Annotated in this window: 18 protein-coding genes; 10 read left to right on the forward strand and 8 right to left on the reverse strand. The window is 69.0% G+C overall.

All coding sequences use genetic code 11. The features are described from left to right. The first annotated feature begins 39 nt into the window (after positions 1–39). Positions 40–1,443, forward strand: coding sequence for a glutathione-disulfide reductase (gene gorA, locus ACFOPI_RS12895; protein WP_382174417.1), 1,404 nt, complete (start codon positions 40–42; stop codon positions 1,441–1,443). 94 nt (positions 1,444–1,537) lie between these two features. Here gorA and ACFOPI_RS12900 read toward each other — a convergent pair whose 3' ends face one another. Next, positions 1,538–2,833 carry an MgtC/SapB family protein gene (locus tag ACFOPI_RS12900; protein WP_382174418.1) on the reverse strand — a complete coding sequence of 432 codons (1,296 nt, stop codon included), beginning with the start codon at positions 2,831–2,833 and terminating at the stop codon, positions 1,538–1,540. 71 nt (positions 2,834–2,904) lie between these two features. Between ACFOPI_RS12900 and ACFOPI_RS12905 the strand changes: the two genes are divergently transcribed. The 6 genes from ACFOPI_RS12905 to ACFOPI_RS12930 all read left to right on the forward strand — a co-directional run bounded on the left by ACFOPI_RS12905 (position 2,905) and on the right by ACFOPI_RS12930 (position 9,876). Beyond that, entirely contained in the window at positions 2,905–4,401 is a 1,497-nt protein-coding gene (locus tag ACFOPI_RS12905) for an AMP nucleosidase (RefSeq protein ID WP_066253316.1), read from the forward strand. Between the two features lie 106 nt (positions 4,402–4,507). Then, complete coding sequence (locus ACFOPI_RS12910; protein WP_382174953.1) at positions 4,508–5,947, forward strand: efflux transporter outer membrane subunit; 1,440 nt, start codon at positions 4,508–4,510, stop codon at positions 5,945–5,947. Positions 5,948–5,966: 19 nt separating this feature from the next. After that, complete coding sequence (locus ACFOPI_RS12915; RefSeq protein WP_382174419.1) at positions 5,967–7,274, forward strand: efflux RND transporter periplasmic adaptor subunit; 1,308 nt, start codon at positions 5,967–5,969, stop codon at positions 7,272–7,274. Then, a complete protein-coding gene (locus ACFOPI_RS12920; RefSeq protein ID WP_382174421.1) occupies positions 7,271–8,017 on the forward strand; it encodes an ABC transporter ATP-binding protein in 747 nt (248 codons plus the stop codon). The genes ACFOPI_RS12915 and ACFOPI_RS12920 overlap by 4 nt, the downstream gene beginning before the upstream one ends. After that, positions 8,007–9,215, forward strand: a complete 1,209-nt coding sequence (locus ACFOPI_RS12925; protein ID WP_382174423.1) for an ABC transporter permease — start codon at positions 8,007–8,009, stop codon at positions 9,213–9,215. Before ACFOPI_RS12920 ends, ACFOPI_RS12925 begins: the two co-directional genes overlap by 11 nt. A gap of 31 nt (positions 9,216–9,246) precedes the next feature. After that, positions 9,247–9,876 (forward strand): DUF2238 domain-containing protein, encoded by a 630-nt coding sequence (locus tag ACFOPI_RS12930; RefSeq protein ID WP_382174425.1) that lies wholly within the window; start codon positions 9,247–9,249, stop codon positions 9,874–9,876. Between the two features lie 10 nt (positions 9,877–9,886). Here the strand turns inward: ACFOPI_RS12930 and purT are convergent, their stop codons facing one another. After that, positions 9,887–11,089 carry a formate-dependent phosphoribosylglycinamide formyltransferase gene (gene purT, locus ACFOPI_RS12935; protein ID WP_382174427.1) on the reverse strand — a complete coding sequence of 401 codons (1,203 nt, stop codon included), beginning with the start codon at positions 11,087–11,089 and terminating at the stop codon, positions 9,887–9,889. 21 nt (positions 11,090–11,110) lie between these two features. Next, positions 11,111–11,977, reverse strand: a complete 867-nt coding sequence (gene asd / locus ACFOPI_RS12940; protein ID WP_382174429.1) for an archaetidylserine decarboxylase — start codon at positions 11,975–11,977, stop codon at positions 11,111–11,113. Between the two features lie 124 nt (positions 11,978–12,101). Between asd and ACFOPI_RS12945 the strand changes: the two genes are divergently transcribed. Continuing rightward, entirely contained in the window at positions 12,102–13,037 is a 936-nt protein-coding gene (locus tag ACFOPI_RS12945) for an ATP-binding cassette domain-containing protein (protein ID WP_382174431.1), read from the forward strand. Continuing rightward, positions 13,037–13,852 (forward strand): ABC transporter permease, encoded by an 816-nt coding sequence (locus ACFOPI_RS12950; protein ID WP_382174433.1) that lies wholly within the window; start codon positions 13,037–13,039, stop codon positions 13,850–13,852. Before ACFOPI_RS12945 ends, ACFOPI_RS12950 begins: the two co-directional genes overlap by 1 nt. Here ACFOPI_RS12950 and ACFOPI_RS12955 read toward each other — a convergent pair whose 3' ends face one another. From ACFOPI_RS12955 to ACFOPI_RS12970, 4 genes are all read right to left on the reverse strand, one after another. After that, positions 13,853–14,125 carry a hypothetical protein gene (locus ACFOPI_RS12955; protein ID WP_382174435.1) on the reverse strand — a complete coding sequence of 91 codons (273 nt, stop codon included), beginning with the start codon at positions 14,123–14,125 and terminating at the stop codon, positions 13,853–13,855. Positions 14,126–14,324: 199 nt separating this feature from the next. Then, complete coding sequence (locus ACFOPI_RS12960) at positions 14,325–15,443, reverse strand: YbdK family carboxylate-amine ligase (RefSeq protein ID WP_066253337.1); 1,119 nt, start codon at positions 15,441–15,443, stop codon at positions 14,325–14,327. Positions 15,444–15,450: 7 nt separating this feature from the next. Beyond that, positions 15,451–16,605, reverse strand: a complete 1,155-nt coding sequence (locus ACFOPI_RS12965; protein ID WP_382174437.1) for a cation:proton antiporter — start codon at positions 16,603–16,605, stop codon at positions 15,451–15,453. Positions 16,606–16,727: 122 nt separating this feature from the next. Then, positions 16,728–18,215 carry a hypothetical protein gene (locus ACFOPI_RS12970; RefSeq protein WP_382174438.1) on the reverse strand — a complete coding sequence of 496 codons (1,488 nt, stop codon included), beginning with the start codon at positions 18,213–18,215 and terminating at the stop codon, positions 16,728–16,730. An 82-nt stretch (positions 18,216–18,297) separates the two neighbouring features. On the opposite strand from ACFOPI_RS12970, the gene ACFOPI_RS12975 reads away from it, so the two are divergent. Further along, positions 18,298–18,978: a hypothetical protein gene (locus ACFOPI_RS12975; RefSeq protein ID WP_382174440.1), complete on the forward strand. Its 681-nt coding sequence runs from the start codon at positions 18,298–18,300 to the stop codon at positions 18,976–18,978. 24 nt (positions 18,979–19,002) lie between these two features. Here the strand turns inward: ACFOPI_RS12975 and ACFOPI_RS12980 are convergent, their stop codons facing one another. Further along, positions 19,003–19,875, reverse strand: coding sequence for a class I SAM-dependent methyltransferase (locus tag ACFOPI_RS12980; protein ID WP_382174442.1), 873 nt, complete (start codon positions 19,873–19,875; stop codon positions 19,003–19,005). Between the last annotated feature and the right edge of the window lie 15 nt (positions 19,876–19,890).

Raw genomic sequence — 19,890 nt, forward strand, 5'->3', positions numbered from 1 at the left:
CCCGTACACTGAAAGGCTTCCTGTCCTGCACCTGAAGCCATGAGTTCATTCGACTTCGACCTCTTTGTCATCGGTGGCGGCAGCGGCGGTGTGCGCGCCGCGCGCATGGCCGCCGGGCGCGGCGCCCGCGTCGCACTGGCCGAGACCCTGGGAACCGACGGCTTGGGCGGCACCTGCGTCAACGTGGGCTGCATCCCCAAGAAGCTCTACAGCTACGCGGCGCACTACCACGACGCCTTCGAGGAGTCGCACGGCTTCGGCTGGGAAGGCGCGAAACCCGTCCTGAACTGGGCGACGCTCAAGGCCAACCGCGCGAAAGAGATATCGCGCCTCAACGGCGTCTACGCCAACCTGCTGCGCGGCTCCGGTGTGACGGTCATCAACGGATTTGCGCGCATCGACGGTCCACACGCCCTGACCGTGTCCACGCTCAACGCCGACGGATCGCCCGGCCACCAGGCCTTCACGGCCGCAAACATCCTGGTGGCCACCGGTGGCACGCCCTTCGTGCCGCATTTCACCGGACGCGAGCACGTCATCACCTCCAACGAGGTGTTTGACCTCGAACCCTTCCCGCATCGCCTGCTGGTGGTGGGCGGCGGCTACATCGCCTGCGAGTTCGCGTCCATCTTCAATGGCCTGGGCGCCCAGGTCACGCAGCTCTACCGCGGCGAGCAGGTGCTGCGCGGCTTCGACGACGAGATCCGCCACTTCGTGGCCGGCGAAATGCAGAAGTCCGGCGTCGACCTGCGCCTGAACGCCGGCGTAGTGGACATCCGCAAGACCGCAGAAGGCCTGCGCGCCGAGCTGGAGGACGGCAACGTGGTCATGGCCGACGCGGTGCTCTATGCCACCGGCCGCAAGCCCAATGTTCAAGGCCTGGGGCTCGAAGCACTGGGTGTCGCCCAGGGCGCGCAGGGCGAGGTGCTGGTGGACGAACGCTACCGCACCAATGTGCCCCACATCTGGGCCGTGGGCGACGTCACCAACCGGGTGCAGCTCACGCCCGTGGCGCTGGGAGAGGCCATGGTGGTGGTGGATCAGCTGTTCGGCCCCGCGGCCGGCAAGGCGCCGCGCAGCATGGGCTACGAGTTCATCCCGACCGCCGTGTTCACCCACCCGAGCATTGGCACCGTGGGCTACAGCGAGGCGCAGGCGCGCGAGAAGTTCGGCGCCATCACCGTCTTCCGCAGCGAGTTCAAGGCGCTGAAACACACGCTCTCGGGCAGCAGCGAGCGCACGCTGATGAAGCTGATCGTGGACACAGCCAGCGACCGCGTGGTCGGCCTGCACATGGTGGGTGCCGAGGCCGGCGAGATCGTGCAGGGCTTTGCGGTGGCGATGAAGGCCGGCGCCACCAAGGCGGTGTTCGACAGCACCATCGGCATCCACCCGACGGCAGCCGAAGAGTTCGTGACCATGCGCGAACCGGTCAAGGGATAAAGGCCCCCGCACTCCGCCGCTGCGCGGGTCGCTGCCCCCCACGGGGGCTGATCCGGCTTGGGGCGGCCCGGCGCCGGATCGCATCTTCACGCGCTCAGGCGCTGCCCATCCACACCACCCCGGCCGCCACCAGCACGGTGTGCAGCCACAAACCCGGCGCCAGCCAGCGCAGGTAGGCGGCGCCGCCCGTCAGGCCCGCGGTGACGCTCTTGCTCGCCGCATGCACCAGCAAGGCCAGCGCCACCGCCCACACGCCAGCCGGTCCCGACACCGGCGTGGTGGCCGAAAACACCGCCGCCAGCGCCGAATGCAGGTCGGCCAGCGCGGCGACCAGTGCGCCTGCCACCAGGCCCGCATCACCCAGCCAGCGCTGCAAGGCGTGCACCACCAGCTGGATGCTGCTGAGCAGCATGGCCACGGCCGCGGCGCCGCGCAGACTGAACATGCGGTCACCGCCACGCACCGCCAGTCCCTCGATGCGTGGAGACGAAACCGACAGCCCATCGCCATCGGTCGGCGCACCGCGCAACAGCACCCAGCCCCACAGAGCCACCACCCCGGCACCCACCAGCGCCAGCAGCCAGAGCTGCGCCAGCCAGGCCGGCTGCATGGCCGCAGCCACCAGCAGCAACTGCAACTGGGTGGACACGCAGGACAGCAGACCGCCACCGGCCATGAGGCGCGGACGGGCGCCCTGCTCGCGCACAGCCAGCCCCAGGGTGGCGATGGTGGCGGTGCTGGACACGAAGCCCGAGGCCAGCGCCGACACCGCCACCGCGTGGCGGGCCGCGAGCAGCCGCCCCGCCAGGTGCGCCACCGACTGCACACCCAGCAGCAGCACCAGCAGCTGCACCACCTTGTGCGGGTTCAGCGGCGTGCCCCACAGCGACTGGTCAGGCACCAGCGGCAAGGCCATCAGCGCCAGCGCAGCCAGCACGATGCCATCGCGCACCTCGCCCGGGCGCAACCAATGCAAGGCGAACTGGTGCAGGCGTTCGCGCCCGGCCAGCAGCGCGGTCAGGCCCACGGCCAGACCCGCCGCCAGCGGCAGACTCCACACGCCAAGCACACCGGTCAGGTAGGTCAGCAGCAGCGCAATCTCGGTCGTCGCGCCGGGGTCGTCAGAGCGGTCGCGCTGGTAGGCCAGCAGGGTGAGGCCGATCACCAGCAGTGCACCGGCCACCACCAGCCCGCCAATCTGGGTCAGCGCCGCCGCCGCACCGGCCACGCTGGTCACCGCAAAGGTGCGCAAGCCGGCGAACGCCCGGTTCGGGCCACTGCCCTTGCGCCGCTCGCGCTCGATGCCCACCAGCAGGCCGCAGCCGAGCGCGACCAGCAAGGTTGCAGTTGCGGTAGCTGCATCAATGGGGGGCGATGTGTTCCAAAGCATGGTGGCTCCTCGCTGCACTGTAGCGCCCCTGCCGTCACACAAAGCGCGCCGCACATGGCCACAATAGCCCCATGCACAAATCCCCGACCTTCATCGCACCCCAGCTGTTCGACGACCCGGCCGCCGCGCTGGCCCAGGTGCAGCACATCTACGACAGCAGCGTCGCCTTCCTGCGCGAAGCCATGCACGACTTCGTGGCGGGTGCCGAGCCCGGTGGCGCCCGCATCCGCGCCTGCTACCCCTTCGTGCGGCTGCACTCGCGCAGTGTCTCGCGGCAGGAGGCCGGGCTGCAGAGCCGGCTGAGCTACGGTTTCGTCGCCGGCCCGGGCCGCTTCGAAACCACGCTGACCCGCCCCGACCTCTACAGCGACTACTACCTGGAGCAGTTCCGCCTGCTGCTGTCCAACCACGACGGCAAGCTGGAGGTGGGCACCAGCACGCAGCCGATCCCGATCCACTTCTCCTTCGCCGAACACGAGCATGTGGAAGGAGAGATGGGGCCCGAGCGCCGCGCCCTGATGCGCGACGTGTTCGACCTGCCCGACCTGACCGTGATGGACGACGGCATCGCCAACGGCACGCACGAACCCAAACCCGGTGAGCCGCACCCGCTGTCGCTGTTCACCGGGCCGCGCGTCGACTATTCGCTGCAGCGCCTTCGCCACTACAGCGGCACCTCGCCCGACTGGTTCCAGAACTTCGTGCTGTTCACCAACTACCAGTTCTACATCGATGAGTTCATCAAGCTGGGCCACGCCGAGATGGCCGACCCGCACAGCGACTACGTCGCCTTCGTCGAGCCGGGCAACCTGGTCACGCGCCGCGCCGGCCTGAGCACCGAAGCGATTGACGCGCTGGGCAAGGCCCTGCCCCGGCTGCCGCAGATGCCGGCCTACCACCTGCTGCGCGAAGACCGCTCGGGCATCACCATGGTCAACATCGGCGTCGGCCCGGCCAACGCCAAGACCATCACCGACCACATCGCCGTGCTGCGCCCGCACGCCTGGCTGATGCTGGGCCACTGCGCCGGCCTGCGCAACGGCCAGCAGCTGGGCGACTACGTGCTGGCCCACGCCTACGTGCGCGAGGACCATGTGCTCGACGAAGAACTGCCGCTGTGGGTGCCGATCCCGGCGTTGGCCGAGATCCAGGTGGCGCTGGAGCAGGCCGTGGCCGACGTGACCGGCGTGCCGCCGCAGGAGCTCAAGCGCATCATGCGCACCGGCACCGTGGCCAGCACCGACAACCGCAACTGGGAGCTGCTGCCCGACAACACGCCGCAGCGCCGCTTCTCGCAGTCGCGTGCGGTTGCGCTGGACATGGAAAGCGCCACCATCGCGGCCAACGGATTCCGCTTTCGCGTGCCCTACGGCACCTTGCTGTGCGTGAGCGACAAACCGCTGCACGGCGAAATCAAGCTGCCCGGCATGGCCAACCACTTCTACCGCGAGCGGGTGGACCAGCACCTGCGCATCGGCATCCGTGCGGTGGAACTATTGCGCGCTGGCGGGGTGGACCAGCTGCACAGCCGCAAGCTGCGCAGCTTCGCCGAAGTGGCGTTCCAGTAAGACCGGCGCTTTACCGGAACTTCACACACCGGTCACGGTCCCTTCGAGGCGCCTGCGCACAATCGGTCTCCAGCTGGTTCGCCGGCACCACACCATGAACGAACCGATGCCTACTGCTCCTCCGTCACGGCCCCGACCAGGTGCGCTTCTTCTGACCCTGTGCGCAGCCGCCCTGTTGGGCGCATGTGCCACCCCGAACGCAGCCGGGTCCCTGGACCCCACCGGGGTCGTGGTGCCAACCGCATGGTCCGCCGGGGCCAGCAGCACCCCATCCCCCGCCACGCCGCTGGCCAACTGGTGGCAGCGCTTCAACGACCCCACCCTGACCGCGCTGGTCACCCAGTCGCTGCAAGCCAATCCCGGCGTGCGCAGCGCGCAGGCCGCACTGCAACAGGCGCGCGCCCAGCGCGACGTGCAGCAGGCGAACAACGGCCCCTCGCTCAGCGCCTCGGGCTCGGCCCAGCGCAGCCGCTCGGGCACGGCCGACACCAGCAACCGCTTCCAGGCGGGTTTTGACGCCAGCTGGGAGCCCGACATCTTCGGTGGCAACCGGGCCAGTCTGGCCGCCAGCGAAGCCGAGGCCCGTGCGTCCGAGACCGGCCTGGCCGATGTGCAGGTATCGCTGGCGGCCGAGGTCGCTGCGTCGCTGATCGAGCTGCGTGGCCTGCAGTCGCGGCTGGACATTGCGCAACGCAACCTGGCCGCCCAGTCCGAGACGCTGCAGATCACCCGCTGGCGGGTGCAGGCCGGCCTGGCCTCCTCGCTCGACCTCGAGCAGGCCGTCGCCGCGCAGGCGCAGACCCAGGCACAGATTCCGGCGCTGCAGACCAGCCTGGCCCAGGCCCGCAACTCGCTGTCGGTGCTGACCGGGCAGGCGCCAGGCGCGCTCGACGCCACGCTGGGCGCGGTCGCGCCCGTGCCGCAGCCGCCCGCGGACATCGCGCTCTCGCTGCCGGCCGAGACCCTGCGCCAGCGCCCCGACGTGCGCACCGCCGAACACCGCATCAGCGCCGCGCTGGCGCGGGTGGCGGCCGCCGATGCCGCGCGCTACCCCAGTTTCCGGCTGAGCGGTTCACTGGGCCTGTCCGCACTCACCCTCGGCACGCTGACCGACGGCGCCTCCATGGTGCGGTCCCTGCTGGCCAGCGTGTCGGCACCTCTGCTGGACGGCGGCGCCGCGAAGGCGCAGGTGCGCGCGCAGGAGGCGGCACTGGAACAGGCGCGCGCAAGCTACGCCAGCACCGTGCTCACAGCGCTGCAGGACGTGGAAGACGCGCTGGTCGCCATACAGGGTGACCGGGAGCGCCTGGCCCGCCTGCAGACTGCCGCGGACGCGGCCGTGAACGCCGAACTGCTGGCGCGCCAGCGCTACCAGAGCGGCCTGATCGACTTCCGCACCGTGCTCGACACCCAGCGCACCCTGCTGTCTGCACAGGACAGCGTGGCCAGCGCCCAGACGTCGCTCGCCACCGGCCATGTGCGCCTATACAAGGCCCTGGGCGGAGGCTGGACCCCGGACACCGCCGCGCCGAGCGCCGCCCGCTGAACGCTTTCTCCCGATGACCATGAACGCCAAGAAGACCTCCACCCCCGCCGACGTCCAGAACCTGCTGGGCGATGACCGTCCGCCCCGCTGGTGGCAGCGCGCCTCGACCTGGATCGCGGTCGCGGCGCTCGCGCTGGCCGGTGGCGGCCTCTACGTGTGGCAGTCGCAGAAGAGCGCCAAGGCCGCGCCGGTCTTTGTGACCGAGCCGCTGAAAACCGGCGATATCACGCTCACGGTCGCCGCCAACGGCACGCTGCAACCGACCCGCTCGGTCAACGTGGGCAGCGAGCTCTCGGGTACGGTCAAGCGCGTGCTGGTCGACGTCAACGACCGCGTCAAGGCGGGTCAGGTGCTGGTGGAGCTGGACACCGCCAAGCTGCAGGACCAGGTGACGCAGGCGCGTGCCGGCCTGGCCTCGGCCCAGGCGCAGCTGGCCCAGGCGGTGGCCACGGCCCGCGAGGCCCGCGCCACGCTGGCCCGCTTCGAGGAGGTCGCGCGCCTGTCGGGCGGCAAGGTGCCTTCAGCCACCGAGCTGGACAGCGCCAAGGCCGCCGTGGACCGCGCCGTGGCCGCCGAGGCCGCCGCCCAGGCCTCGGTCAACGAAGCCCGCGCCGCGCTGTCAACCAACGAAACCAACCTGTCCAAGGCCTCGATCCGATCGCCCATCAGTGGCGTGGTGCTCTCGCGCTCGGTCGATCCGGGCAACGCGGTGGCCGCCTCGCTGCAGGCGGTGACCCTGTTCACCCTGGCCGAAGACCTGGCCCAGCTCAAGCTGGACGTGGCGGTGGACGAGGCCGACGTCGGCAATGTCAAGGTCGACCAGAAGGCGACGTTCACCGTCAGCGCCTTCCCCGCTCGGCGCTACCCGGCCACCATCCAGCGCGTGGCCTTCGGCTCCACCAAGACCGACAACGTCGTTACCTACACCACCACGCTCAACGTCGACAACGCCGACCTGAGCCTGCGCCCGGGCATGACCGCGGCCGCGACCATCGTGGCCAAGGAAGCCAAGGGCGTGCTGCTGGTGCCCAACACCGCGCTGCGCTTCTCGCCCGCGTCGTCCAACGGAGCCACCCCTGCGAGCGGTGGCGGCATCCTCTCGAAGATGATGCCGCGCCCGCCAAGCTCCGCCCGCCCCAAGACCGCCGGCATGGACCGCCGCGGCGGCGGCCCGCGCCAGATCTGGGTGCTGGAAAACGGGCAGCCCGTGGCCAAACCGGTGAAGACCGGCATCAGCGACGGCCGCAACACCGAGGTCAGCGGCGAAGGTCTGAGCGAAGGCATGGCCGTGATCACCGAACAGCGTGCCTCCGGAGCAGGGCAGTGAGCGACGCCCCGCTGATCCGCCTGCGAGGCATCACCAAGACCTACGGCGAGGGCAACACCGCCTTCCAGGCGCTCAAGGGGGTCGACCTCGACATCCAGCAGGGCGACTTCGTGGCCATCATGGGTCCCAGCGGTTCGGGCAAGTCGACTGCGATGAACACCCTGGGCTGCCTGGACGTGCCCACCAGCGGCGAATACCTGTTCCGTGGCGTGCACGTGGAGTCACTCTCGCGCGACCAGCGCGCGCGCCTGCGCCGGCGCTACTTCGGCTTCGTGTTCCAGGGCTTCCACCTGCTGGCGCGCACCTCGGCGCAGGAGAACGTCGAACTGCCCCTGGTCTACCGCGGCGAACCCGCGGCCCTGCGGCACTCGGCGGCACTCGCGGCGCTGGAGAAGGTCGGGCTCAAGGGCTGGGAACACCACACCCCCGGCGAGCTGTCCGGTGGCCAGCAGCAGCGCGTGGCCATTGCGCGCGCCATCGTCACCGAGCCGCAGGTGCTGCTCGCCGACGAACCGACCGGCAACCTCGACACGCAACGCAGCCAGGAGATCATGGAACTGCTGTGGCGCCTGAACGCCGAACAGGGCATCACCGTGCTGATGGTCACGCACGAGCCCGACATGGCCGAGTACGCGCGCCGCATGGTGCGCTTCGTCGACGGTGTGGTCGCCAGCGACGTGCGCAACCCGGCGCCGCACATGCTGCGCGAAAGCCAGTCCGAGGGAGGCAGCCATGTGGCTTAACACCCTGATCCTGGCGCTGCGCTCGATCCGGCGCAACCTGCTGCGCTCGTTCCTCACCATCCTGGGCATCGTGATTGGCGTCAGCGCCGTGATCACCATGGTCACCGTGGGCAACGGCGCCACCGCGGCGGTGCAGAACCAGATCGCAGGCCTGGGCACCAACCTGCTGCAGGTGCGACCCGGCCAGCGCATGGGCCCGGGCGGCGGCGGCGCCGGAGCACCGGCTTTCAAGGAGAGCGACGGCGAGGCCATCATGGGCCAGGTCAGCGGCATCCTGGCGGTCGCGCCCGAAGCCCGCACCGGCACGACCCTGGTGGCCAACGGCCGCAACTGGAGCTCCAGCGTGATCGGCAGCACCAACGACTGGCTGATCACCGGCAACTGGAAGATCGCCGACGGCCGCAACTTCAGCGACGACGAGCTGCGCGCCGGTGGGGCGGTCTGCCTCGTCGGCCAGACGGTGCAGCGCGAGCTGTTCGGCGCCACCAGCGCCGTGGGTGCGCAGCTGCGGGTCAAGGCCATGAGCTGCGAGGTCATCGGCACGCTCGAATCCAAGGGCCAGGGCGCCTTCGGCAACGACCAGGACGACATGGTGCTGATGCCGATCAAGACGCTGCAGCGCCGCATCGTCGGCCACACCCGCGTCAACACCCTGCTGGTGTCCATGAGCGACGGCGCCGACGCCACGCGCGTGACCGCCTCGATCACGCAGCTGCTGCGCGAGCGCCGCAAGCTGGCCGAGACCGACGAGGACAACTTCAACGTGCTCGACACCAAGCAACTGGCCGAAACCCTGTCGGGCACCACGAAGATCATGACCATGCTGCTGGGTGCGGTGGCCGCCGTGAGTCTGCTGGTGGGCGGCATCGGCATCATGAACATCATGCTGGTGAGCGTGACCGAACGCACCCGCGAGATCGGGCTGCGCCTGGCCATCGGCGCGCTGGAGCGCGAGGTGCTGCTGCAGTTCCTGATCGAGGCCGTGGTGCTGGCCGCGCTCGGTGGCCTGGTGGGCATCGTGCTGGCCACCGGCGCCTCGGTGGCGCTGTCGGCGGTGATGGACGTGCCCTACCAGTTCAACCTGGGGGTGAACCTGCTGAGCTTCCTGTTCTCAGCCGCCATCGGTGTGCTGTTCGGCTACTTCCCGGCGCGGCGGGCAGCGCGGCTCAATCCCATCGACGCGCTGCGCCACGAGTGAGTCCGGCACGGCGGATCGATATGATCCGCCGATGTCCTCCCCCACCCTCGACGCGCGCGGCCTGACGCTCTGGTCCGTCGCCCTGATCGCATTGCTGGGCCTGTCGGCCTGGCACCCTCTGGAACTGGACACCTGGGCGATGGAGGTGGCGCCGGTCGTCGTGGTGCTGCCGCTGCTGTGGCTGAGCCGGCGGCGCTTTCCGCTCACGCCCCTGCTCTACGGCCTGATCTTCGTGCACGCCCTGATCCTGATGCTGGGTGGCCACTACACCTATGCCCAGGTACCGCTGGGGTTCTGGATGCAGGACTGGTTCGGACTGGCGCGCAACCCCTACGACGGCGTGGGGCACTTTGCGCAGGGTTTCGTGCCCGCGATGGTGGCGCGCGAGTTGTTGCTGCGCCGGACGGCGCTCAGGCCAGGCAAGTGGCTGTTCGTGATCGTGGTGATGGCCTGCGGCGGCATCAGCGCGCTCTATGAATTGATCGAATGGGGCGCAGCCGTCGCGATGGGCGCGGGCGCCGATGCTTTCCTGGGCACCCAGGGCGACCCCTGGGACACACAGAAGGACATGGCACTGGCCTTTGTCGGCGCTGTGGTGGCGCAGCAGCTGCTGGCGCGCTGGCACGACGCCCAGCTGGCGCGGCTGGTGCAGCGCCCCTGAAAGAAGAAGCTCAGGCCTGACGGGGTTTGACCTTGCTCGCAGCCAGCTTGGCGTTGGCACGCGCAGTGTCGGTGTCCGCTGCCCGTGCCAGCGCCACGCCCATGCGGCGCCTGACGAAACTCTCGGGCTTGCCGAACAGGCGCAGGTCGGTGCCGGGCACGCGCAGCGCGTCGTCCACGCCGTCAAACACGATGCCTTGTGCATCCACGCCGCCGTAGATCACGGCGCTGGCGCCGGGGTTGCGCAGGCTGGTGTCCACCGGCAGACCCAGGATGGCGCGGGCGTGCAGTTCGAACTCGCTCTGGTGCTGGGTGCACAGGGTCACCAGGCCGGTGTCGTGCGGGCGCGGACTGACCTCGCTGAACCACACCTGCTCGCCCTTGACGAACAGCTCGACGCCGAACAGGCCCAGGCCGCCGAGGTTGTCGGTCACGGCCTTGGCGATCTGGCGCGACTTCTGAATGGCTTCGGGGCGCATGGCCATGGGTTGCCAGCTCTCGACGTAGTCACCGCTGACTTGCACATGGCCGATGGGTTCGCAGAAATGGGTTTCGGTGTCGCCGTTCGCACCTTTGGCACGCACCGTCAGCTGGGTGATCTCGTAGTCAAAGTCGATGAACCCCTCGACGATGACACGGCCATGGCTCACGCGGCCGCCGGCCATGGCGTAGTCCCAGGCCTTCTGCACATCGGCCGGGCCGTCGATCTTGCTCTGGCCCTTGCCGCTGGAGCTCATCACCGGCTTGACGATGCAGGGGTAGCCGATGCCGGCATCGATGGCCGCCTGCAGCTCTTGCAGGGAATCACAGAATTTGTACGGGCTGGTCGGCAGGCCCAGCGTCTCGGCCGCGAGGCGGCGGATGCCTTCGCGGTCCATGGTCAGGCGCGCGGCACGCGCGGTCGGGATCACTGTCACCGTGCCAGCGGCTTCGAGCTGTTCCAGCATGGGCGTGGCGATCGCCTCGATCTCCGGCACCACAAGGTGCGGGCGCTCGGCCTCGATCAGCGCCTTGAGCTGCTCAGGGTCGCTCATGGTGATGGTGCGCGCGTGGTGCGCCACCTGCTGGCCCGGCGCGTTCTGATAGCGGTCGACCGCGATGGTCTCCACGCCCAGGCGCTGGAGCGCGATCAGCACTTCCTTGCCGAGTTCGCCGCTGCCCAGCAGCATGACACGGGTGGCGGAGGGCGAGAAAGGTGTACCAAGCGTCGTCATTGGGGGTCCTCGGAAAAGACGTCAGGGGGCGGCAAGGCCCATGGCCTCGCCCATGCGAACCGGCCGGCCAGCCGCCCAGCGCGGGTGGAAGTCGATGGTGTTCTTCGGCCAGAGCATCACGACCGTGGACCCCAGCAGGAAGCAGCCCATCTCCTCGCCGCGCTGCAGCAGGCAGGGCTCGTCGTCGTAGGTCCATTCACGCACGTTGCGGGTGCGCGGCGGATTGACCACACCGTGCCAGACCGTGGCCATGCTGCCGACGATGGTGGCGCCCACCAGCACAAGCGCCATCGGACGGGTCTCGCCATTGACACCATGCGGCACGTCGAACACACAGACCACGCGTTCGTTGCGCGCAAACAGGCCGGGCACGTGCGCGGCGGTCACCGGGTTCACAGAAAACAGCTCGCCAGGCACGTAAATCATGCGCCGCAGCCGCGCGTTGCTGGGCATGTGGATGCGGTGATAGTCCTTGGGGCTGAGGTAGATGGTGGCGAACGAGCCGCCGCGGAACTGCGCGGCCAGGCCGGCGCTGCCTCCCACGAGCGCGCGGGTGCTGTAGCGGTGGCCCTTGGCCTGGTAGATCTGGTCGTCCTTGATGTCGCCAAACTGGCTGATCGCGCCATCGACCGGACACACAAATCCCTCGGGCGCCAGCGGGCGCACACCGGCGCGCAGCGGCCGGGTGAAGAATTCGTTGAAGGTGGCGTAGCTGCGCGGATCGGGGTTGGCCGCCTCGTCCATGTTGACGCCGTAGCGCTTGATGAACCAGGGGATCACGTTGTGCGTCCACCAGGTGGCGCGCGAGTGGGCACACCAGCCGGCGAAGCGCGTGATGGCGGTTTTGGGCAGCAGGTATTGCAGGGCGACGGCGGGGGGAAGGGACACTTTGGAACGCGCAGGACGCGGCGTCAGACGACCGTTCGGCCGGGAAGCCGGCATTGTAGGTCGGTCGTTTTCACCCGCCATTTCCGCCGGCAGGGGCACAGCGGGCACGGCACAATCGGCCGCCATGAGTGAACTGCTGTTCGAGTGCCGGGAGCTGGTGAAGCGGTATGGAGGCCAGACCGTCGTCGATGGTCTCTCGTTCGGCATCGCGCCGGGCGAGTGTCTGGGCGTGATCGGCCCCAACGGGGCCGGCAAGACCACCACCATCCGCATGTGCCTGGGCCTGACGGCACCGGACGCCGGCGCGGTGACCGCCTTCGGCCTGCCCATGCCGCAGGAGGCGCTGGCGGTCAAGCAACGGCTCGGCGTGGTGAGCCAGATGGACACGCTGGACCCGGACTTCTCCTGCGCCGAGAACCTGCTGGTCTACGGGCGCTACTTTGGCCTGAAGGACTCGGCCATCCGCGCGCGCATCCCGCAGCTGCTGGAGTTTGCGGCCCTGTCGCACAAGGCCGACGCCAAGCCGGGCGAACTCTCGGGCGGCATGAAGCGGCGGCTGTCGCTGGCGCGTGCCCTGGTGAACGACCCGCAACTGCTGCTGCTCGACGAGCCCACCACCGGGCTGGACCCGCAGGCCCGGCACCTCATGTGGGAGCGCCTGCAGCTGCTGCTGCAGCAGGGCAAGAGCATCCTGCTGACCACCCACTTCATGGACGAGGCCGAGCGCCTGTGTTCGCGCCTGCTGGTGCTGGACCATGGTCGCAAGATCGCCGAAGGCCGGCCGCGCGAGCTGATCGCGCAGCACTTGGAGCCCGAGGTGGTGGAGGTCTACGGCACCGGCGCGCTGGCCCTGCACGACGCGCCCGCACACACCGCCCTGCGCCAGATGGCCGGGCGCGTCGAGGTGAGCGGCGAGACGGTGTTCTTCTACACCCAGGACGCCCGGTCGCTGCTGCAGGCGCTGGCGCCGATGCACGATCTGCGAACGCTGCACCGGCCGGCGAACCTGGAGGACCTGTTTCTGAAACTGACTGGCAGACAAATACGGGAAGACGGCTGATGAACACCGCCAACGCACACTGGTCTGCACCGCAACTGTCCATGCGCTGGTGGCCCGTCTTCCAGCGCAACCTGCTGGTGTGGAAGAAGCTCGCGCTGCCCAGCCTGGTCGGCAACATCGCCGAGCCGCTGATGTGGCTGGTCGCCTTCGGCTACGGCATGGGCGCGCTCGTGGGCCAGGTGAGCCTGTCCACGCCGCAGGGGCAGCAGGCCGTGCCCTACATCCTGTTCCTGGCCAGCGGCAGCATCTGCATGAGCGCGATGAACGCGGCCAGCTTCGAGGCGCTGTACTCCGCCTTCTCGCGCATGCATGTGCAGAAGACATGGGACGGCATCATGAACGCACCGGTGCGGCTGGACGACGTGGTGCTGGCGGAAATGCTGTGGGCGGCCTTCAAGGCCCTGTTCACGGTGCTGGCCATCCTGGGGGTGATGCTCGCGCTGGGCATCAGCCATTCACCGAAGCTGCTGCTGGTGCTGCCGGTCCTGCTGGTGGCGGGCATCACCTTCTCGTGCATCGCCCTGGTGTTCAACGCGCTGGCCCAGGGCTACGACTTCTTCACCTACTACTTCACGCTGTTCCTGACACCGATGATGTTTCTCTCGGGTGTCTTCTTTCCCCGGGAACAGCTGCCGGGTCTGTTGCGCGCCATCTCCGAATGGCTGCCGCTGACCAATGCCGTCGCGCTGGTGCGCCCCCTGTTCATGGACCAGTGGCCCGATCGGCCCCTGGTGCACCTGGCGGTGCTGGCGGTCTACGCGGTCGGCGCGTTCTGGGTCGCGCTGGCGCTGACCCGCAAACGCTTTGCGAAGTGATCAGTGCACCGCGCGCTGCAGGGCCGGCTGGGCTGCGGCGTAGAACTCGACGCCCGAGTCCATGAAGGCCTCGTTGTCGATCACGGCGTCGTAGGCGCGGATGGCCTTGCGCTGGGTGAGGGTGCGGTGGGTGATCGGGATCAGGGGCTTGTCCAGCGGGCGGCACACGCGGTGGCGCAGGCCGCGCAGATCGCGGCTGCTTTCCATGGCCGTGATCACGGCTTCCGGATCGAGCATGAGGACGAAGGGGTTGAGGCTGTCGGGGGTGTTCATGGCGCTGTCCTGGGGAGAAAGAGGTTGAAAACAAGGCGTTTGTCGATGTCACAAACTGTATTCATCCTGTTTCAAGGCGTTAAGTCGGCGCCTCGCCATTCGCGTTGTAGGAAATTGCCTGACAAGCCGTGAGATAAACGGCAATCACCTGTCAGTTTTCCTCCGAGCGGGGCTCCAGCCGGCCCCGCCTCACCCTCCGTCAGGCGCGCAGCGCGTCCACCGCCGCCGCCACCACCCCCTGCACGCTGCCGCTCTCGGCATAACACTTGCGCAGCCAGGTGGCGTGGTTGCCATCGCGCGCCGCCGTGCGTTCGACCTCGTCCAGCGCGGCCTGCGCCTCCAGCACATCGGCGTGGTGGCCCAGCTTGCGCAGCGTGGCCAGGATGTCCTCGCGGATGCTGATCTGCTCGCGCGTCTTGGGGTTGACCATCATCCCGTCCAGACCAAAGCGGCAGGCCTGGAAGCGGTTGTAGGTGTAGACGAGGTAATCGTCCTCGACCGGAGGCGGTTCGTCGCGCTGCAACAGGTGTCGGCACAGGCACTGCAGGTAACAGGCCAGCGCGGCGGCGCGCTCCACCGTCAGCGGTGTGTCGCAGACCCGCAGCTCGATGGTGCCGTACTCGGGCTTGGGCCGGATGTCCCAGTAGAAGTCCTTCATCGACTTGACCACGCCCGTGCTCTCCATCTTGGTGAAGTACACGTTGGCGAACTCGTCCCAGCTGAGGGTGAAGGGCGCACGGCCCGACAGCGGAAAGGCGAACACCGAGTTCAGCCGCGCCGAATCGAACAGCGTGTCCACGCCCTGGAAGAACGGCGAGGACGCCGACAGCGCGATGAAGTGCGGCACATAGCGGTTGAGCGAGTGCAACAGGAACAGCGCCTCGTCGGGCGAGCTGCAACCCACGTGCACGTGCTGCCCGAATACGGTGAACTGCTTGGCGAGGTAGCCGTAGAGGCCCGAGAGCTGCTCGAAGCGCGGCTTGGAAAAGATGCGCTGCTCGAACCAGCGCTGGAATGGGTGGGTGCCGCCCCCTGCGAGCGCGATGTTGAGACGGTCGCCCGCATGCACCAGGGTGTCGCGGATCTCGCGCAGCTGCGCCAGCAGCGGACCGTGCAGGTGCTGCACGTCGGTCGCGATCTCGATCATGCTCTGCGTCATCTCGGGCGTGACCACGCCCGGGAAGGGCTTGCGCCGCAGCAGCTCCAGCAGGTCGTTGGCGCTGCTGGAGAGGTCCATGTCGTAGGTGTTGACCAGCTGCAGTTCGAGCTCGACGCCGAGCGTGAGGGATTCGGAGGCTTTGAAGGTTTCCAGCGGCATGTCTGCGTCACTCCCGGGTCACATGCGTTTCGCGCGCCGCCTGCAGGGCTCGCTGCGTCACCAGCGGACCAAACAGCTCCTGCAGCACCATCATGAAGGCCAGGGCCATCAGCACCTGGCGCGCGGGTTCGAAGCCGTAGAGGCGGCTCTGTTCCAGCAGCAGGATGGCGAAGGCCGACATCGGTGTGAGCGCCAGGCCGGTCAGCAGACCCTTGCGCTCGGTGCTGCCCGACAGGCGCGCCGCAGCCACGTTGCACACCACCTTGGTGGCGATGCGCACGAAGATCAGTGCCAGACCCAGCAGCACGCCGCCACCGATCTCGCTCCAGTCCAGCAGGGCGGCGATGTAGACGAACAGGAACAGGGTCAGCATGTCGCCCGCGGTGCCGAAGCCGCGCTGCGCGTTGGTCAGGTGCACGCGGCGCTCGCGCGCCACGATGCCGAAGGTCAGTGCGGCCAGCAGCGGAGAGAGCTTCAGGCCGTAGGCCATGGTGGTCAGCAGCACCACCGCCAGGGCAAAGACGAGGGTCACGTCGCGCTCCTGGATGCGCTGACTGCGCAGCAGCGCGGGCATGCCCACGCCCAGCAACGCCCCCACGGCGACCGAGGTCACCAGCACGTGCACGCTGCCGAACGCCGCCAGCACCAGGTCGCCCGAGGTCGAGAGGTGCCAGTAGCCGATGACCAGCTTGAGCGCCAGCACGGCCACCAGGCAGTTGATTGCACACAGGTGCAGCACGCGCTCGGTCACCTGGCCAGCGCTGCGCATCTCGTTGGCCACCCGCACGATGCCGGCGGGCGACGCGGACACCGACAGCGCTGCGATGATCAGTCGCGTGTCCACCGGCAGCGCGAACAGACCGGAGACCCAGTACACCGCCGCGAAGGTGGCCACCGACTCCACCAGCCCCAGCGCCAGTACCCAGGGGTTGTGGCGGAACCAGCGAAGGTGGATGCGGTAGCCCAGCTCGAACAGGATCAGCGACAGCGCCACGTTGGCCAGGAAGGGCAGGCCCGGCACCGCGTCGGTGAGACCCGGCAGGTTGATCAGGCTGGCCACCAGGCCCACCGCCACGTAGCTGGTCACCCGTGGCAGGTTGGCCCATTCGTGAAGGCGCTCGCCCAGGTACCAGGCCAGCAGCAGCACCAGAGGCCAGGCCATGGACTGAAGAAGAAAGGGAAAGTCGGTCACCATGCAGAGAAGGAATGGTTGCTCGGGCGGCGCCCGGGGCCCCCGGGTGTACCACCCCGGGAGGGTGCTGTCATGTAACAGGACGAAACCCCTCAGGGGGCGGCGGCCTCTTGACGCCAGTGAAAACGCTGTTCCAGCAGGCGTGGTTCGTCGAAATGGCGGCGGCCGACAAAGGCCGTCGGATGCCGTCCCCACTGACGCATCGCGCCGGGGCTCTCGATGCCCATGGGCCAGAACAAGGCCCGCTCGCCGCGCTCGGTGCCCGGCATGATGCCACTGGACCAGAAAGCACTGCGATGACCACCAGCCGGCGTGGGCAGGCTGCGCAGCTGGTCCTCGTCCTCCAGCCGCAAGGCCGTCCCTTGCCCTGCCCCATCGTCGGCAGCCACCCCGACCAACTGGTGGTCCGACGCGCTCAGGTACACCCGCAGGCGCTGGCCGGGTGCGAGTTCGGGCAGCGCGGCCGGAACGAAGGCCCACTCGATGCGCGCCGACGGTGGCGGGCGCAGGTCCACGCTGCGCGCCGGCACGAACACGTGGTAGCAGCCGCAACCGTGGATGCTGTCGAGCATCAGCGGCCGGCCGCGTTCGTCCAGGGTCAGGCGCAGCACCACTGCGTCCACCCGGCCGGCCAGCAGATCCAGCCCGTGGCGCGCCGGCCGCTCAGGAAACCACAGGCTGTAGACCAGCTGCAGCAGTACCCGGTCGCCGTAACGCGTGTGGGCAATGCGCTGGTAGAGCACCGGCTGCTGCGTCTGTACTTCGGGTGCGGGGCCCTGGCCCCAGCGCAGCCGGCCGGGCCGGTCGGCGTCGGAGCGGGTCTCGATGTGCAACACCGGCGCATAGGCCTGCAGCACGCGGCGGGCGGTGTCGGCGTCGGGCGCCGGAATGCCCAGCGCGTCCACAGGCAGAGGCGTCCACGGCACCGGCGGGGTGGTCTCACCGGCAGGCCGGTAGCGCACCCAACCCGGCGCCTCCGCGGGCGGCAAGGCCATCCAGCGGCTTTGCCAGTGCCGCAGTTCGCGCTCGACACCGGCGAAGAAGGGCCACCGGCTCAGAGGGTACAGGCCCAGCGTGCGCAGTGCGGCGCTGTAGTCGTCGGGCACCACCGCGGCGTCGCGCAGCCTCTGCCGAGCCGCCTCGTCGGCCGACAGCGCCTGCCAGAGCACAGGGCCGCAGGCCTTTGCGCGCGCATCGAGGTCCTCGCGGTCGGCAGCGCCCAGCGCTTGCAGTGAAGTGGGCGGCAGGTTGCGGATCTCGGCCCTGCGCGCCACCTGGTCCAGCGCCAGCAGGCGTTCGCCCCAGGCCCGCCAGCGTGCGGCGTCCTGCATGGATTCGTCGCGGAAGGAGGCCAGCAGGCGGTCGACGCGCAAAAAGGGCACACCGTCGATGCGGGCCGCGCCGCCGTCGCGCACCGCGTGTGCATCGGTCTGTTCGTCGAGCTGCTGCAGCCAGCGCTGGCAGGCTGCCACCGGTGCGCTTTCGTCGGCTCCGCGGGGTAACGGCGACGCACACCCCGCCAACACCACCACGGCAGAGGCGAGCAGGCGCGAGATCAGGGTCAGGGGCTTGCAAACCATCGCACGATGGTAACGACCGGCCCCCTGGACGGCGCCAAGGTCTGGTTACACCCCCCCCGGGGACGCAGGGTTACCATGCCGCATGACCCAAACCCAACGCCATCCCCTCTCCCGTTCTCTCGCCCGTTCCGTCGGCGTGTCGCTGCTGCTGTCGCTGACCGCCCTCGCGTCCCACGCCCAGTCCAGCCCTGCCGCGGCGCCCGCCGCTCCCGCGGCCGCCGCCGCGCCCAGCCCGGCCAAGAAGGAGCTGATCCAGCGCGTGCTCAAGCTGCAGCAAGGCGGCATCGAGCGGCTGGCCACGGCCATGACCGAAGAGCCCGCACTGGTGCTGGCGGATCGGGCCTCTGAAATCATTGCCGCCAAGGTGCCCAAGGAGCGGCAGGAGACCGTCGCCAAAGAGGTCCAGTCCGATTTGCAAAAGTACCTCAAGGACACCGTGCCCCTGGTGCGCCGCAGCGCCCAGCAGCTGGCACCTGCCACCATCGGCGCGGTGCTGGAGAGCAAGTTCAACGAGGACGAGCTGCGCGAGATCGTGGCGATGCTGGAGTCGCCGGCCTACGGAAAGTACCAGCAACTGAGCGGCGAGATGCAGCAGTCGCTGCAGGCCAAGCTGGTGTCCGACACCCGGGCCACCGTCGAGCCCCGCGTGCAGGCGCTGGAGAAAACCCTGAGCGAGCGCCTGAAGGCGGCCACCTCGGCCGCCGCCACACCGGCTAAACCTGCCAAACCCGCACCACCCGCGGCCCAACCGGGCGCCAAGTAAAAGGACGCCGCCGCACGCGGCGCTTCAAGCGGCGAAGCGCTCGCGCAGCGGCTGCAGGCCCAGCTCCTCGACGATCTGCAGCAGGCGCTCGCGGGCGCGTTGTCGCTGACCCTGCGGCCCGTCGTGCCGGCGCGCCAGGATCAGCTCGTTCTTCATCGAGTGTTCCCAGCCCACCAGTTCGGTGACCGTGACCTGGTAGCCGTGGGCTTCGAGCTGCAGGCAGCGCAGCACGTTGGTGATCTGGCTGCCGAACTCGCGTGTGTGCAGCGGGTGCCGCCAGAGTTCGGCCAGCGGTGTTCGGGCGAGTGACAACGCCTTGTGCTGGCGCATCACCGAGGCCACCTCGGCCTGACAACACGGCACCAGCACCATGAAGCGGGCCTGCTTGGCCAGGCCGAAGGCGATCGCGTCGTCGGTGGCCGTGTCGCAGGCGTGCAGCGCCGTCACCACGTCAATCTGCGCCGGCAGGTCGGGATGCTCCAGCGCCTGCTGCACCGTCGTCGCCAGAAAGCCCATGCGCGCAAAGCCCAGCCGCTGCGCCAGCGCGCGGGACTTCTCGATCAGCTCGGCACGGGTCTCGACGCCGTACACCCAGCCGACCGGCTTCGACTTGAAGAACAAGTCGTAAAGGATGAAGCCCAGATAGGACTTGCCCGCGCCGTGGTCGGCCAGGGTCACGTCGCCCCGGTCCTTGAGCACCTCGGCCAGCAGCGGCTCGATGAACTGGACCAGGTGGTAGACCTGTTTGAGCTTGCGCCGGGTGTCCTGGTTGAGCTTGCCCTCGCGCGTGAGGATGTGCAGTTCCTTGAGCAGCTCGACGGACTGGCCCTCGCGAAGTTCGGGCAGCTGTTCCTGCAGGCTGGGGGCTTCTCGGGTGCGGCGGGCGGCTTTGGACATGGGGCGGATTGTCGC

Origin of the sequence: Hydrogenophaga luteola (assembly GCF_042648585.1) — a bacterium.
In the GTDB taxonomy this organism is placed as follows: domain Bacteria; phylum Pseudomonadota; class Gammaproteobacteria; order Burkholderiales; family Burkholderiaceae_C; genus Hydrogenophaga; species Hydrogenophaga luteola.

Bases quoted from the DNA above. Each gene is read 5' to 3' on its own strand.
- ACFOPI_RS12905 (WP_066253316.1), top strand. From the start codon at position 2,905: ATGCACAAATCCCCGACCTTCATCGCACCCCAGCTGTTCGACGACCCG.
- ACFOPI_RS12965 (WP_382174437.1), bottom strand. From the start codon at position 16,605: ATGGCCTGGCCTCTGGTGCTGCTGCTGGCCTGGTACCTGGGCGAGCGC.
- gorA (WP_382174417.1), top strand. From the start codon at position 40: ATGAGTTCATTCGACTTCGACCTCTTTGTCATCGGTGGCGGCAGCGGC.
- ACFOPI_RS12950 (WP_382174433.1), top strand. From the start codon at position 13,037: ATGAACACCGCCAACGCACACTGGTCTGCACCGCAACTGTCCATGCGC.
- ACFOPI_RS12975 (WP_382174440.1), top strand. From the start codon at position 18,298: ATGACCCAAACCCAACGCCATCCCCTCTCCCGTTCTCTCGCCCGTTCC.
- ACFOPI_RS12930 (WP_382174425.1), top strand. From the start codon at position 9,247: ATGTCCTCCCCCACCCTCGACGCGCGCGGCCTGACGCTCTGGTCCGTC.
- ACFOPI_RS12915 (WP_382174419.1), top strand. From the start codon at position 5,967: ATGAACGCCAAGAAGACCTCCACCCCCGCCGACGTCCAGAACCTGCTG.
- ACFOPI_RS12900 (WP_382174418.1), bottom strand. From the start codon at position 2,833: ATGCTTTGGAACACATCGCCCCCCATTGATGCAGCTACCGCAACTGCA.
- ACFOPI_RS12980 (WP_382174442.1), bottom strand. From the start codon at position 19,875: ATGTCCAAAGCCGCCCGCCGCACCCGAGAAGCCCCCAGCCTGCAGGAA.
- ACFOPI_RS12910 (WP_382174953.1), top strand. From the start codon at position 4,508: ATGCCTACTGCTCCTCCGTCACGGCCCCGACCAGGTGCGCTTCTTCTG.
- ACFOPI_RS12970 (WP_382174438.1), bottom strand. From the start codon at position 18,215: ATGGTTTGCAAGCCCCTGACCCTGATCTCGCGCCTGCTCGCCTCTGCC.
- purT (WP_382174427.1), bottom strand. From the start codon at position 11,089: ATGACGACGCTTGGTACACCTTTCTCGCCCTCCGCCACCCGTGTCATG.
- ACFOPI_RS12945 (WP_382174431.1), top strand. From the start codon at position 12,102: ATGAGTGAACTGCTGTTCGAGTGCCGGGAGCTGGTGAAGCGGTATGGA.
- ACFOPI_RS12925 (WP_382174423.1), top strand. From the start codon at position 8,007: ATGTGGCTTAACACCCTGATCCTGGCGCTGCGCTCGATCCGGCGCAAC.
- ACFOPI_RS12960 (WP_066253337.1), bottom strand. From the start codon at position 15,443: ATGCCGCTGGAAACCTTCAAAGCCTCCGAATCCCTCACGCTCGGCGTC.
- ACFOPI_RS12955 (WP_382174435.1), bottom strand. From the start codon at position 14,125: ATGAACACCCCCGACAGCCTCAACCCCTTCGTCCTCATGCTCGATCCG.